This window comes from Lentzea albidocapillata (assembly GCF_000719115.1).
Classification (GTDB): Bacteria; Actinomycetota; Actinomycetes; order Mycobacteriales; family Pseudonocardiaceae; genus Lentzea; species Lentzea albidocapillata.
In genome coordinates this window covers 111998-125144 of sequence record NZ_JOEA01000029.1, presented here as the reverse complement: position 1 = coordinate 125144, position 13147 = coordinate 111998, and the positions used below count along the sequence as shown (strand labels likewise).

The window sequence follows — 13147 nt, the reverse complement described above, 5'->3', positions numbered from 1 at the left end:
AGAGGTGGAAGACCGGTAACGGTTGGAGCTGACTGGTACTAATAGGCCGAGGACTTGTTACAAAGACGCTACGCATCCACTGTGCGGTTCTGGAAGAACCGAGCGGCATTCCGATCGCCGCAGGTACATCTCCATAGAGTTTCGGTGATCATAGCGTTGGGGAAACACCCGGTCCCATTCCGAACCCGGTAGTTAAGCCCTTCTGCGCCGATGGTACTGCACTGGTTACGGTGTGGGAGAGTAGGTCGTCGCCGAACATTATTTCCAGAAGACCCCTGAGGGTCGAGCACTTCGGTGCTCCCCTCAGGGGTCTTTTGCGTGCCCGGATTCTCGCTTGCGCGCTCTGATCTGATGGACCCATGGACGCCGTCGTGCACGCCACGCTGGAATCGTTCGACGCAGCCACCCACGATCGGCTGTCAGCCGATCCGGTGCGAAACACCGTGGCACTCACCTCGCTGGACCGCATCCGCCGGTCACCGGCCACCGAACAACCACCGATCCTGATCACCTTCCACGAGAACGGCGACGTGATCGGCACGCTGGTCCGCACGCCACCCTGGCCGTTCCAAGCGGCAGACCTCCCTCTCTCCGCAGTGGAACTGGCGGCCGGCCTCGCCGCGAAGATCGACCCGGACGCCCCAGGGGTGACGGGCCCGCGGGAAAGGTCTGAGGCCTTCGCCACAGCGACCGGCAAGAACTACACCGAATCCCTCACCACCAGGCAGTACCGCCTGACCACCCTCGCCCCGCCGTCGGCCGGCGGCACCAGCCGCATGGCCACCGAAGACGACGTGGAACTTCTCGGCGCCTGGCGTAAGGCCTTCCTCAGCGAGGCCGTTCCCGAGGCGCCGGCGGCACCGACGACCGAAGCCATGCGCACCTCGCTGCGTCTCGGCCAGGGCCACGCCCTCTGGGTGATCGACGGCACGCCGGTCGCCTGGGCCGTGGCGAGTCGGCCGGAGGCCGGCATGACCAGGATCGGCCCGGTCTACACCCCGCCTGAGCACCGCAGGCACGGCTACGGGGCCGCGGTCAGCGCGGTCGCCACCCGGTGGGCACTGGACCAGGGCGCCACCGACGTACTGCTCTTCGCGGACCTGGCCAACCCGACCTCGAACTCGATCTACCAACGCATCGGCTTCGAACCACTCGACGACTGGGCGGAGTTCTGGTGGAAGCACTGAGCCACAACAACATCAACGACTTCCTCGCCGTGGCAGGCGACTTCCTCAACGCCGACCCCGTGAACAACAGCGTGCACCTGACCAGCGCGGACGCCGCAGTACAGGGACGCAGGACACCGACAGCGCTGATCTCGTTGCACGACAACGGAACCGTGGTCGGCGCGGTGACCCAGATGGACGGTCGTCCGCTGCACGTCGCCGCGATGCCACCGGCCGCGGCTCCGCTCGTCGTGGCAGCACTCGGAGACCGCGAGATCAACGAGGTCACCGGAACGCGGGAGCGGGTCGATGCCTTCCGCACGCTCTGGCGGGAGGGTGGCGAGGAGCTCTACGCCCTGCGGCTCTACCGGCTGGAGGACCTGGTGGTGCCGGACGTCCACGGTGAGTCGAGGCAGGCCACGCCCGCCGACGACGACCTGATCACCCGCTGGTGGACCGCCTTCGTGGCCGAACTGGACGGACTCCCGCGAGCCGAGGCCGAGAAGCGGGCGGCGGACAGCCGGTGGATGCCTGCCGGGCACGTCGTGTGGCAGGTCGACGGCGTACCGGTGTCGTGGGCGGCGAGCACCACCCCGATCGGCGGGGTGTCGCGGGTCGGCCCCGTCTACACGCCACCCGAGCACCGCCGTCACGGCTACGCGGCCGCGGCCACCGCGGCGGTCAGCCAGTGGGCGTACAGCGAAGGCGTCGACCACGTCGTGCTCACCGCGGACCTCGCCAACTCCACGGCGAACTCCGTCTACCAGGGCATCGGCTTCCGCGCCGTCTCCGACTGGTCCGAGTACAGCTGGGCCTAGCCCAGCAGATCGGGTGACAACGGGCGGTTGCGGACGTGGGAGGAGAACACGAGCGAGGTCGTCGTGTCGCCGTAACGCTGCATCACCTCGACGAGCTCCTCCAACTCGACCATCGTCCGGCAGACGACCCGAAGCAGCCAGCAGTCGTCGCCGGTCACGTGGTCCGCGTCGAGGATCTGCGGCAGCACCAGGACCTGCGAACGGAACCGAGGCGTGTCGAGCGACCGCACCCGCACGCGCACGATCGACTCGATCGGCAGACCCAGCCGGGACGGTGACACCACCGCGGTGAAGCCCGTGATCACGCCAAGGGACTCCAGGCGCCGCACCCGTTCGGTCACCGCCGGCGCGGACAGCGACACCTCGCGGCCCAGCGCGCTGAACGACATCCGCCCGTCCTGCTGCAGCAGCGACAGGATCTTCCAGTCCACGGCATCGAGTTCCACCTGGAAATCATAGGAAGAACGTCCCGAACGCCTGGACTTCCGCATGTCCGAAAGAGCACGGTCCCAGCAGGATCGAAGGCATGACGAACGCACTGCGCTTCCCCGCCGCCGACCCGCACGCCGCTGCCGCCCACTTCGCCGCCGAGCTCGCGTTCGAGGCCGACCCCGACGACGTGCACCGCGACATGACGGGCGGCAACACCCAGGGCTACGTCCTCGTGGAGACGCGCGCCCCGGAGGCGTTCGCGCAGGCCCGCATCCCCGGTGCGATCAACCTGCCCTACCGCGACCTGCCGGAGCGGCTCGACCTCGACCCGGACCTGGTCTACATCTGCTACTGCGAGAGCTTCCAGTGCAACGCGGCGACCAAGGGCGCCCTCGCGCTCGCCCAGCGGGGATACCGCGTCAAGCGGCTCTCGGGCGGGATCACGGCCTGGCGGGAGGCGGGGTATCCGGTTGATTCGGGCGTATCGAAGGTCGCGTGTCACTGCTGACCTCACCCCACCTAGGCTCGGTCGTGTGAACGCACCACGCCTGCTCGTCCTGCAACCCTCGCAGTCGGACCCGCTGGCCAAGCTCGGGGACTGGCTCGAGGCCGAAGGCATCGCCATCGACCTCGTGGCTCTCAAGGACGAGCCCGCGCCGCAGAACCTCGACGGCTACCAGGGCGTCATCTGTCTCGGCGGTGAGATGGGCGCGCTCGACGACCTCGACCACCCGTGGCTCGCGGACGCCCGCCGGTTGCTGTCGAGCGCCGTGTCGAAGCGGCTGCCCACCCTCGCGATCTGCCTCGGCGCGCAGCTGCTCGCGGCCGCCACCGGTGGCCAGGTCCGCAAGGGTCCGCAGGGCCCGGAGGTCGGCGTGCTGCTGGTGGCGAAGCGCGACGCCGCGGCCGGCGACCCGCTGTTCGCGGACCTGCCGTTCACGCCGGACGTGCTGCAGTTCCACAACGACGAGGTGCACCTGCTGCCGCCCGGCGCCGAGCACCTCGCGGCGTCCCCGAAATATCCGAATCAGGCGTTTCGGGTCGGGGAGAGCGCTTACGGCCTTCAGTTCCACATCGAGACGACGCCGGAAATCGTCCTGAACTGGGCGGCCAAGGATCCTGATTCGGCTTCCTGTGCGCGAGCTCACCACTTCGACCAGGAGTTCCTCGAACAGGCGCACCGCGACTTCGAAGAGGTGTGGCAGCCGTTCGTCGGCAGATTCGCGAAACTCGTTCGGGGAGAACTGCTGCCCGCACTGGGTTCGGCCACACGACTTCCGTTGGTGTGACGTTACTTTCGTAGGTTTTAAGACATCCTCCGTTGGCGGTACCGTAATCTCCTGGACAGCTTGTTCGATCCAGCCGGAGGATCACTGTGGATCCCGCTCTTGTAGTGATCATCGTCGTCATCACTGCTCTCATCTTCGACTTCACCAACGGGTTCCACGACACGGCCAACGCCATGGCCACCTCCATCGCCACGGGTGCGTTGAAGCCCCGCACGGCGGTCGCGCTGTCGGCGGTTCTCAACCTCGTAGGCGCCTTCCTGTCCGTTGAGGTCGCCAAGACCATCTCCGGCGGCATCGTCGACGACGCGCAGATCACGCCCGCCATCATCTTCGGCGGGCTGGTCGGCGCGATCATGTGGAACCTCGTCACCTGGTACATCGGCCTGCCGTCGAGTTCGTCGCACGCGTTGTTCGGCGGCCTGATCGGTGCGGCGTGGGTCGCGTCCGGTGTGGACGCCATCCACTTCGCCAAGGTCGTCGACAAGGTCCTGGTGCCCGCGATCGTCGCGCCGCTGGTCGCCGGTCTGGTCGCGGCCATCGCCACGATCGTCGTCTACCGGCTCAAGAAGGCGGCGGACCCGCGCGTCGCGCACACCGGCTTCAAGGTCGGCCAGGTCGCGTCCGCCTCGCTCGTCTCTCTCGCGCACGGCACGAACGACGCGCAGAAGACGATGGGCATCATCACGCTCGCGCTGATCACGTCCGGTTCGCTCGCCCCCGGCTCCGGCCCGCCCACCTGGGTGATCGTCAGCGCCGGTCTCGCGATCGCGGCGGGCACGTACCTCGGCGGCTGGCGCATCACGCACACGATGGGCCGCGGCCTGACGACCATCGAGCCCGCGCAGGGCTTCGCGGCGCAGACCTCGACGGCCACGGCGATCCTCGCGTCGTCGCACCTCGGCTTCGCGCTGTCCACGACGCACGTCGCGTCCGGCGGCATCATGGGTTCCGGCCTCGGCCGCGACCGCCGCGGTGTCAACTGGGGCACCATGGGCAAGATGGCAGCCGGCTGGCTGTTCACGCTGCCCGCCGCCGGCCTCGTCGGAGCCCTCGCGGGCAAGTGGGCGTCGACCGGCAGCGTCGGCATCATCGGCGTCGCCACCATCGGAATCGCGGTGTCGCTGGGCATCTGGATCCTGGCGCGGCGCGAGCCGGTCAAGCCGGAGCACATCGTCGACGAGGTCGCGGCCCAGGCCGAACTGCACAAGGTGGCGGCATGAAGGTCGACTGGACGGCGCTGCTCCAGGTCTTCGGCGCCACGCTGCTGGCCACGGTCGTGGTCGTGACGTTGTTCGTGGTCGGCATCCGCGCACTTTCGGGTGACAAGAAGGTGCCCGCGTACGCGAGCTTCGCCGGTTGTGTGGCGGTCGTGCTCTACGGACTCTCACTGATCGTCTTCTGACCGTGTGAACGCACGCATTAGGGTTGGCTCACGATGAGCGAACCAGTGCGCCACGCGTCGCCGGCACGATTCGGGCTCACCGAGCCGCGCAGCGAGGAAGTGCTGCGCGGACTCGGCCTGTGGGCCGACCGCCGGCCCACCGAGGGCTCCGAGGCGGTGCTGTCCGCGCTGTCCCGCTGCCCCGATCCGGACCTGGCGTTGCGTGGCTTGGAGCGCCTCCAAGCCGTCGTCGACTGGGACGCCCTGTCGGCCGCGCTGCACAAGGACGTCGTGGTGCGCGGGCGTCTGCTCGCCGTGCTCGGCTCGTCCACCGCGCTGTCGGACTTCCTCGTGGCGAACCCCGGCCGGTGGCGTTCGCTGACCGACGAGGTCGACGTGTCGCTGGAACTGGCGGACGGCGCCGTGCTGCGCACGGAGTACCGGGCGAAGCTGCTGCTCGTTGCCGCCAACGACCTTGCGCACGTCGTTGAGCCCGAGTTGGTGTTCGTCCCGTACGACACGGTGGCGGCGCAACTGTCCGATTTGGCCGTGTCGGCGCTGAGTGCGTCGTTGAAGCTCGCCGCGGAGCGGGTGAACGGCGCGGACCGCTGCCGGCTCGCCGTGATCGCGATGGGCAAGTGCGGCGCGAACGAGCTGAACTACGTGAGCGACGTCGACGTCGTGTTCGTCGCCGAGGGCGATCTGGGCGTGGCGACGCGGCTGGCCGGCACGATGATGCAGATCGCCGGCCAGTCGTGCTTCGAGGTCGACGCGGCGCTGCGGCCGGAGGGCAAGGCGGGTGCGCTGGTCCGCACGTTGGAAGGGCACGCGTCGTACTACAAGAAATGGGCGCGGACCTGGGAGTTCCAGGCGCTGTTGAAGGCACGGCCGGTCGCCGGTGACGCCGAGCTGGGGCAGGCGTACCTCGACGTCGTGCGGCCCTGCGTGTGGACGGCGGCCGAGCGCGAGAACTTCGTCGAGGACGTGCAGGCCATGCGGCGCCGGGTCGAGGACCACGTGCCGACCGGGCTCGCCGACCGCGAACTGAAGCTCGGCCGCGGTGGTCTGCGCGACGTCGAGTTCGCGGTGCAGCTGCTGCAGCTCGTGCACGGGCGCTCCGACGAGGACCTGCGCATCCAGGCGACGACGGCCGCGCTGGCCGCGTTGGGCCAGGGTGGATACGTCGGGCGCGAGGACGCTGCGGAGTTCGGGCGCTCTTACCGGTTCCTGCGCACGTTGGAGCACCGGCTGCAGTTGCAGCGTTTACTGCGCACGCACCTGTTCCCGGCCGACGACGACGTGACGGCGTTGCGATGGCTGGCGCGTTCGGTGGGGCTCGCCGCGGACGGGCGGAGGTCCGAGGGGCAGGTGCTGCTCGCGGAGTTCCGCAAGCACGCCAACCAGGTCCGGCGGCTGCACGAGAAGCTGTTCTACCGGCCGCTGCTGCAGTCCGTGGCGGGCGTGCCGACCGAGGCGCTGCGGCTCACCACCAAGGAGGCCGTGGCGCGGCTGGCGGCGTTGGGCTACACGTCGCCGGATGGCGCGTTGCGGCACATCCAGGCGTTGACGCACGGGATGTCGCGGCGGGCCCGCATCCAGGGCGCCCTGTTGCCGGTGCTGCTCGACCTCTTCGCCGGCACGCCCGACGCCGACGGCGGGCTGCTCGCGTACCGGAAGGTGTCCGAGGCGCTCGCGGAAACCCCTTGGTACCTGAGACTTCTGCGTGACGAGGGCGCGGTCGTCCAACGGCTCGCGGCGCTGCTGGGCACCTCGCGCCTCGTGCCGGACCTGCTGGTGCGCGCGCCGGAAGTGTTGCGGCTGCTCGCGGACACCGAGGCGTTGGTCGGCGGTGACCCGCACACGATCGGGAAACCCCTGCGCAGCGCCGTTTCCCGGTACGGCGACGCGGCGCGGGCGATCGCGGCCGCACGATCGTTGCGGCGTCACGAGATGTTGCGGATCGCCGCCGCGGACCTGTTGGGGTTCATGCCGTTGGAGACGGTGTGCGCCTCGCTGTCCGAGGTGTGGGGTTCGGTGTTGCAGAGTGCGCTCGACGCCGCGGTGCGTGCGTCCGGCGAGTCCGTGGCCGCGCTGTCCGTGATCGGGATGGGCCGGCTCGGCGGGCATGAGCTCGGGTACGGCTCGGACGCGGACGTGTTGTTCGTGTGCCGGCCGCACGAGGGCGTGTCCGACGCCGAGGCGGTGAAGTGGGCGAGCGGGGTCGTGGAGAAGATCCGGCGGCTGCTCGGCGCACCGTCGCAGGACCCGCCGTTGCAGGTCGACGCGGACCTGCGGCCGGAAGGCAGGCAGGGACCGTTGGTGCGGACGCTGGACTCCTACCGCGCGTACTACCGGCAGTGGGTCGAGATCTGGGAGAAGCAGGCGCTGCTGCGAGCCCGGTTCATCGCGGGCGACGCCGCGCTGGGGGCCGAGTTCGAGGAGCTGATCGAGCCGCTGCGGTATCCGGCCGCCGGGCTGGACGCGGCGTCCGTGCGGGAGATCCGGCGGATCAAGGCACGGGTCGACGCGGAACGGCTGCCACGGGGCGCCGATCCGAGCACGCACACCAAGCTCGGGCGCGGCGGGCTCGCGGACGTGGAATGGACCGTGCAGTTGTTGCAGCTGCAGCATTCCGGCGCGGTGCCCGGCCTGCGCACACCGTCCACAATGGCCGCGATGGCGGCCGCTGTCGACGCCGGCCTGCTCGCCGCCGAGGACGCTGCCGCGCTGACCACCGCGTGGAACCTCGCGACGCAGGCGCGCAACGCCGTGACGCTGGTCCGGGGCAAGGCGTCTGACCAACTGCCGACGTCCGGGCGCGATCTGGTCGCGGTCGCGTCGGTGATGGGGCACGAGCCCGGTGGTGATCCGGGCGAGTTCCTGGAGGAATATCGCAGGACCACTCGTCGTGCACGTGCGGTGGCCGAGCGTGTCTTCTACGGTGAGAAACCGTGAAAGCGATCGCGTACACCCGGTTCGGCGATGCCGACGTCATGTCGTTGCAGGAACTGCCCGACCCGCTGATCGGGCCTGATCACGTGCTGGTGGACGTGCGCGCGGCCGGGGTGAACCCGGTGGACTGCAAGATCAGAGCCGGGTACCTGCAGGGACTGCTGCCGCACCACCTGCCGTTGATCCCAGGCTGGGACGTGGCGGGCGTCGTGCGGGCGGTCGGCGTCGGCGTGTACGACTGGAAACCGGGCGACGAGGTGCTCGCGTATGCGCGCAAGGACCACGTCCAGTTCGGCACCTGCGCCGAGTCGGTCTCGGTGCCGGACCGGATGATCGCGCGCAAACCGTCCACCGTGGACTTCGTGACCGCGGGTGCGTTGCCGCTGGCAGGACTGACGGCGCTGCAGTCGTTGAAGGCCGTCGGCACCGGTCCCGGTGACGTCGTCCTGGTGCACGCGGCCGCCGGTGGCGTCGGCCACCTCCAGGTGCAGATCGCGCGTGAACTGGGGGCTGCGCGGGTGATCGGTACCGCGTCGCCGCGCAACCACGAGTTCGTGCGGTCGCTCGGGGCCGAACCGGTCGCCTACGGTGACGCGCTGGTCGACACGGTCGCGGAGCTCGTCGGCGGTGACGGCCTGGTCGACGCGGTGGTCGACAACGTGGGCGGGCTCTCGTTCGACCAGTCGTTGCAGCTGGTGCGCGACCGGGCGCGGATGACGTCCATTGTGGATGGAGCGAGGGCGCTGGAGAACGGCGTGGTCAACACCTGGGCGCGGCCGGACGCCGGGCAGACGCAGTGGCTGGTGGACCTGGTCGCGGCCGGGAGGCTGCGCGTCGAGGTGCAGCAGACTTTTCCGTTGGCAGAGGCCGTGAAGGCGCACAGGTTGCTCGAAGGTGGCCATGTGCGAGGAAAAATTGTACTGACCGTCTGAGATCTTCAGGTATTTCTTCAGGTTCGGGGGCACACCTCGCGGTGTGCCCCCCAGTTCTGGACCTGCTCAGTCCTCGTCGGAATCGGGGTCCACCGCCGGAGCGCTGGTGTAGACCTCGACCACCCACTCCTCCTCCAACGCTTCCGCGTCGTCGGCGTCGGGCACGAGCCGGTTGTAGACACGGACACCGAGGTCGAGTACGTCAGCGGCCTGAACCGCTTCGAGCGCATCGGGTGCCGAGTCGAAGATGTGGGTGGTGAGCAGCTGCGGAGCCGTGAATTCGGCGACATCTTGGGACACGCGCGGACCCTAGCGCATTGACGTTTCACCCAATCGAGATGAGACTGGGCGCGCTCAGGGGGGAGCTGTGGTTCGCCGGGGGTCTAGCAGAGGAAGTCATGCAGCATCGCAGGGTCACGCGCCGAGGAAAGACCGTGATCGCCATCGCGGGCGTGGCTGCCGGTGTGCTCGCACTACTCGGTGTGATCGAGTATGCACTGAGCGGCAACAACTCCGCCGCGCAGCCCAACGTCACCGCCACGACGACCACGTCGAACGGTTTTGAAACCCCTGATGGCGCACTGGAAACGACCGAGCCGTCAGCGGAAGTGAAGGTCGGGACGGGCTCCTTCAAGCAGCAGCGCGGCATGCTGACCGTGGAGGTCACCCGCGTGGAAGCCGCGAACGGCCGGGTGAAGCTCTTCGTGACGGCCACGAACGCCTCCCGGGCCAGGATGACCCTCCCCGTGGTCGGCATCGCCGTCGTGGACGATCTGAACCGCACCTACGCGGCGTCGAGCAGCAAGTGGGACGGCCTCGTCACCCAGGGCACCACCACCTCGGGCACCGTCGTGCTCGACGAGAAGCTCGGCACGGGCGTGAACTCGCTCACCCTGACGTTCTCGTCGATCTCCGGCCAGTTCGCCCCGACGGGCGCCGCGATCTCGATCGCCGGAATCCCGCTGCCGAAGTGATTTCCCGGCGGCACCGGGTACGCCTGATGCATGACCCAACGCGAAAGTGACCAGCACGGCTTCGTGAAGGACGACCACCTGAAGAAGGAGGTCGAGAACGAGCTGCGCGCCAACGGCCCGACACGGTCCGAGACGTGGCGCGAGCCGGAGATGCCGGAGCCAGGCGAAAACCCCGGGGAATCACGCGATAGGTAGCTAACCTGTCGCCCTGTGAAGTACTTGTTCTTCTGGGGACACCAGCCCGAACGTGACGGCGGCATCGGCAAGGGATGCCTGTCGCAGTGGTGGCCGTGCTCCTTCTCCGCCGACGGGCAGGATTTCCCGTCGGCCGAGCACTACATGATGTGGCGCAAGGCGTTGCTCTTCGGCGATGCCACCGTGGCCGCACGCGTGCTCGCCGCCCGCACACCGGCCGAGGCCAAGGCGCTCGGCCGTGAGGTTGAGGGCTTTTCCGACGCCGAGTGGGTATCCGCGCGGCTGGAGATCGTCGTCGAGGGCAACCTGGCGAAGTTCGGCCAGGACCCCGCACTGCGTTCTTACTTGCTGGGCACGGGTTCCCGCGTTCTCGTCGAGGCCAGCCCGCAGGACCGCGTGTGGGGCATCGGCCTCGTCGAATCCGACCCGCGTGCCGCCGATCCCGCCCAGTGGCTGGGACTCAACCTGCTCGGCGAGGCCCTGATGGAGGTCCGCTCCCGGCTCGCGGCGTGAGTCCTTTTCGGATCATCAAGTGAACCCCGCGGTCGTCCCGCACGTGTGTTCAGGCGTCAGGGAGATCCGGCAGGGGAGAACTGATGTTCAGCTACTCAGGGCCGGCCCGGCTCATCTACGCGGACGGCAACGCGGTCGTGATGGACCGGGTCGATCTGATCGAGACCGTCAACGACGGCGTCTGGCAGCTGTCCGGTGCCGGCACGGCCGCCGGGGCCCTCACCGGCGGTGAGGCCCGGATCAAGCTGCCGACCGGCGGTGAGGCCGACGTCCTCGTCTCCAACGTCCGGGTCAGCGGGTCGTCGTCGACCGTGACCCTGCTGGGCACTTAGAACGGCCGAAGGCCCGGCGGGAACGAACCCGCCGGGCCTTCGACGCAAAGCTCAACCGATCACACGTCGTAGTAGAGCGCGAACTCGTAGGGGTTCGGGCGCAGACGCAGCGGGTCGATCTCTTCGGAGCGCTTGTACGAGATCCAGGTGTCGATCACGTCCGGCGTGAACACGCCGCCCTCGAGCAGGAACTCGTGGTCCGCCTCGAGGTTGTCGAGCACGGCGTCCAGCGTCGCGGGGACCTGCTTGACGTCGCGGGCCTCCTCGGGCGGGAGCTCGTAGAGGTCCTTGTCGATCGGGGCCGGCGGCTCCATCTTGTTCTTCACGCCGTCGAGGCCCGCCATGACCATCGCCGAGAAGGCGAGGTACGGGTTGCCCGAGGAGTCGGGGCAGCGGAACTCGATGCGCTTGGCCTTCGGGTTGTTGCCCGTGATCGGGATGCGGACGCACGCCGAGCGGTTGCGCTGGGAGTAGACCAGCGAGACCGGGGCCTCGTAGCCCGGGACCAGGCGGTGGTAGGAGTTCACCGTCGGGTTGGTGAAGGCCAGCAGCGACGGCGCGTGGTGCAGAATGCCGCCGATGTAGTGGCGGGCGGTGTCGGAGAGACCCGCGTAGCCGCTCTCGTCGTGGAACAGCGGCGTGCCGTCCTTCCACAGCGACTGGTGCGTGTGCATGCCCGAGCCGTTGTCGCCGAACAGCGGCTTCGGCATGAAGGTGACGGTCTTGCCTGCCTGCCACGCGGTGTTCTTGATGATGTACTTGAACAGCATCAGGTCGTCCGCGGCGTGCAACAGCGTGTTGAACTTGTAGTTGATCTCGGCCTGGCCGCCGGTGCCCACCTCGTGGTGCGCGCGCTCGACCGTGAAGCCCTGGGCCTCCATGTTGAGGACCATCTGGTCGCGCAGGTCGGCGTAGTGGTCGTTCGGGGTGACGGGGAAGTAGCCACCCTTGTACTTGACCTTGTAGCCGAGGTTGCCGCCCTCTTCCTCACGGCCGGTGTTCCACCAGCCGGAGACCGCGTCGATCTTGTGGAATGAGGAGTTCCCGGTGGTGTCGAACTGGATCGAGTCGAAGATGTAGAACTCCGCCTCGGCACCGAAGTACGCGGTGTCGGCGATGCCCGAGTCGGTGATGTACTGCTCGGCCTTGCGCGCGATGTTGCGCGGGTCGCGGCTGTACGCCTCACGCGTGAACGGGTCGTGCACGAAGAAGTTGACGATCAGCGTCTTCTCGATCCGGAACGGGTCGAGGCGCGCGGTGTACAGGTCGGGCAGCAGCAGCATGTCCGACTCGTGGATGGACTGGAAACCACGCACGGAGGAGCCGTCGAAGGCGAGGCCCTCTTCGATCGCGTCGGCGTCGAACGCCTTGGCGGGCAGCGTGAAGTGCTGCATCACGCCCGGCAGGTCGCTGAACCGCACGTCGACGAACTTGACGCCCTCGTCGGTGATGAACTTCAGCACCTCGTCGGAATTCTTGAACACCCTCGTCGACTCCTTGACTATGGACAACGGCTGGTCATCGTGAGTGACGGTATGTCGGCGGTGTTGCCCGTCCGTCACTCCGATGTTTCGCCAGTGTTAACGGGGCCGCCCAAGTGGGCAAGACGACCTGCCAGTGCTCACCCGTTGAGCACGGCTTTACTCTGGTGGAGTGAGCAGGTGGACCGGTTCGTGGCTGTCAGGACCCAATTCGGTGCTGTCGCCGGGTGAAGACTCGAACGACGGCACGCAACAGCGCTGGCGTGGTGAGCGTCATGGCTTCCCCAAGGAGGGGCCGGGCTCCATCGCCTCGATCGGGCGGCGCACGTTCGCCATCCTGGTCGACTTCCTCCTCGCCGCGGGTGTCGCGGCGGTCTTCACCCAGCCTGACCTGCCGAAGAACTGGAGCCTGCTGGCCTGGTTCGTGATCACGGTGGTCGCGGTCGCGTTCTTCGGGTTCACCCCGGGACACGCGCTGCTCGGGCTGCGGGTGGCGCGCATCGACGGCAAGACGTTCGTGCACCTGCCGCGCGCCCTGCTGCGCACCGTGCTCATCTTCCCGCTGATCCCGGCGCTGGTCTGGGACGCGGACGGCCGCTGCCTGCACGACAAGGCCGCCGGCACCGTCGTCATCAAGGTCCGCTAGCCGCTGGTCCGCGAACGCGAAGAGGCCCGCCGCACG

The 13147-nt window shown here is 68.4% G+C and carries 16 protein-coding genes and 1 rRNA gene; 14 read left to right on the top strand and 3 right to left on the bottom strand.

Going from position 1 to position 13147, the window contains the following annotated elements; translation table 11 throughout:
• The first annotated feature begins 140 nt into the window (after positions 1 to 140).
• The 3 genes from rrf (at position 141) to IG04_RS0137765 (ending at position 1984) form a co-directional block, all read left to right on the top strand.
• Positions 141 to 257 (top strand): 5S ribosomal RNA (gene rrf / locus IG04_RS0137775).
• A gap of 102 nt (positions 258 to 359) precedes the next feature.
• A complete protein-coding gene (locus IG04_RS0137770; RefSeq protein ID WP_030481551.1) occupies positions 360 to 1187 on the top strand; it encodes a GNAT family N-acetyltransferase in 828 nt (275 codons plus the stop codon).
• Positions 1175 to 1984 (top strand): GNAT family N-acetyltransferase, encoded by an 810-nt coding sequence (locus tag IG04_RS0137765; RefSeq protein WP_030481550.1) that lies wholly within the window; start codon positions 1175 to 1177, stop codon positions 1982 to 1984. Before IG04_RS0137770 ends, IG04_RS0137765 begins: the two co-directional genes overlap by 13 nt.
• Here IG04_RS0137765 and IG04_RS0137760 read toward each other — a convergent pair.
• Entirely contained in the window at positions 1981 to 2430 is a 450-nt protein-coding gene (locus tag IG04_RS0137760; protein WP_030481549.1) for an Lrp/AsnC family transcriptional regulator, read from the bottom strand. The two genes, IG04_RS0137765 and IG04_RS0137760, sit on opposite strands and share 4 nt — an antisense overlap.
• An 80-nt stretch (positions 2431 to 2510) precedes the next feature.
• On the opposite strand from IG04_RS0137760, the gene IG04_RS0137755 reads away from it, so the two are divergent.
• The 6 genes from IG04_RS0137755 (at position 2511) to IG04_RS0137730 (ending at position 8970) form a co-directional block, all read left to right on the top strand.
• Complete coding sequence (locus IG04_RS0137755) at positions 2511 to 2924, top strand: rhodanese-like domain-containing protein (protein WP_030481548.1); 414 nt, start codon at positions 2511 to 2513, stop codon at positions 2922 to 2924.
• A 25-nt stretch (positions 2925 to 2949) separates the two neighbouring features.
• A complete protein-coding gene (locus tag IG04_RS0137750; RefSeq protein ID WP_030481547.1) occupies positions 2950 to 3705 on the top strand; it encodes a type 1 glutamine amidotransferase in 756 nt (251 codons plus the stop codon).
• 86 nt (positions 3706 to 3791) lie between these two features.
• Positions 3792 to 4925 (top strand): inorganic phosphate transporter, encoded by a 1134-nt coding sequence (locus IG04_RS0137745; RefSeq protein ID WP_030481546.1) that lies wholly within the window; start codon positions 3792 to 3794, stop codon positions 4923 to 4925.
• On the top strand, positions 4922 to 5107 hold the full coding sequence (locus IG04_RS0137740) for a hypothetical protein (RefSeq protein WP_030481545.1): 186 nt from the start codon (positions 4922 to 4924) through the stop codon (positions 5105 to 5107). Before IG04_RS0137745 ends, IG04_RS0137740 begins: the two co-directional genes overlap by 4 nt.
• 33 nt (positions 5108 to 5140) lie before the next feature.
• Entirely contained in the window at positions 5141 to 8041 is a 2901-nt protein-coding gene (locus tag IG04_RS0137735; protein ID WP_030481544.1) for a bifunctional [glutamine synthetase] adenylyltransferase/[glutamine synthetase]-adenylyl-L-tyrosine phosphorylase, read from the top strand.
• Positions 8038 to 8970 (top strand): NADP-dependent oxidoreductase, encoded by a 933-nt coding sequence (locus IG04_RS0137730; protein WP_030481543.1) that lies wholly within the window; start codon positions 8038 to 8040, stop codon positions 8968 to 8970. The genes IG04_RS0137735 and IG04_RS0137730 overlap by 4 nt, the downstream gene beginning before the upstream one ends.
• A 66-nt stretch (positions 8971 to 9036) precedes the next feature.
• Here IG04_RS0137730 and IG04_RS0137725 read toward each other — a convergent pair whose 3' ends face one another.
• Positions 9037 to 9270 carry a hypothetical protein gene (locus IG04_RS0137725; RefSeq protein ID WP_030481542.1) on the bottom strand — a complete coding sequence of 78 codons (234 nt, stop codon included), beginning with the start codon at positions 9268 to 9270 and terminating at the stop codon, positions 9037 to 9039.
• A 134-nt stretch (positions 9271 to 9404) separates the two neighbouring features.
• On the opposite strand from IG04_RS0137725, the gene IG04_RS0137720 reads away from it, so the two are divergent.
• The 4 genes from IG04_RS0137720 to IG04_RS0137705 all read left to right on the top strand — a co-directional run bounded on the left by IG04_RS0137720 (position 9405) and on the right by IG04_RS0137705 (position 10984).
• Complete coding sequence (locus tag IG04_RS0137720) at positions 9405 to 9944, top strand: hypothetical protein (protein ID WP_030481541.1); 540 nt, start codon at positions 9405 to 9407, stop codon at positions 9942 to 9944.
• A gap of 30 nt (positions 9945 to 9974) precedes the next feature.
• Entirely contained in the window at positions 9975 to 10139 is a 165-nt protein-coding gene (locus IG04_RS47420; RefSeq protein ID WP_169746030.1) for a hypothetical protein, read from the top strand.
• 15 nt (positions 10140 to 10154) lie between these two features.
• Entirely contained in the window at positions 10155 to 10652 is a 498-nt protein-coding gene (locus tag IG04_RS0137710) for an NADAR family protein (RefSeq protein WP_051771558.1), read from the top strand.
• 83 nt (positions 10653 to 10735) lie between these two features.
• Positions 10736 to 10984 (top strand): hypothetical protein, encoded by a 249-nt coding sequence (locus IG04_RS0137705; protein WP_030481539.1) that lies wholly within the window; start codon positions 10736 to 10738, stop codon positions 10982 to 10984.
• A gap of 59 nt (positions 10985 to 11043) precedes the next feature.
• On the opposite strand, the gene glnA is transcribed toward IG04_RS0137705, so the two are convergent.
• Complete coding sequence (glnA, locus tag IG04_RS0137700) at positions 11044 to 12468, bottom strand: type I glutamate--ammonia ligase (RefSeq protein ID WP_030481538.1); 1425 nt, start codon at positions 12466 to 12468, stop codon at positions 11044 to 11046.
• Between the two features lie 169 nt (positions 12469 to 12637).
• On the opposite strand from glnA, the gene IG04_RS0137695 reads away from it, so the two are divergent.
• Positions 12638 to 13111: an RDD family protein gene (locus tag IG04_RS0137695; RefSeq protein ID WP_030481537.1), complete on the top strand. Its 474-nt coding sequence runs from the start codon at positions 12638 to 12640 to the stop codon at positions 13109 to 13111.
• Positions 13112 to 13147: the final 36 nt, after the last annotated feature.

Excerpts from the sequence above, each read along its gene's own strand:
- IG04_RS0137770 (WP_030481551.1), top strand. The coding sequence starts at position 360 with ATGGACGCCGTCGTGCACGCCACGCTGGAATCGTTCGACGCAGCCACC.
- IG04_RS0137755 (WP_030481548.1), top strand. The coding sequence starts at position 2,511 with ATGACGAACGCACTGCGCTTCCCCGCCGCCGACCCGCACGCCGCTGCC.
- IG04_RS0137740 (WP_030481545.1), top strand. The coding sequence starts at position 4,922 with ATGAAGGTCGACTGGACGGCGCTGCTCCAGGTCTTCGGCGCCACGCTG.
- IG04_RS0137735 (WP_030481544.1), top strand. The coding sequence starts at position 5,141 with ATGAGCGAACCAGTGCGCCACGCGTCGCCGGCACGATTCGGGCTCACC.
- IG04_RS47420 (WP_169746030.1), top strand. The coding sequence starts at position 9,975 with ATGACCCAACGCGAAAGTGACCAGCACGGCTTCGTGAAGGACGACCAC.
- IG04_RS0137705 (WP_030481539.1), top strand. The coding sequence starts at position 10,736 with ATGTTCAGCTACTCAGGGCCGGCCCGGCTCATCTACGCGGACGGCAAC.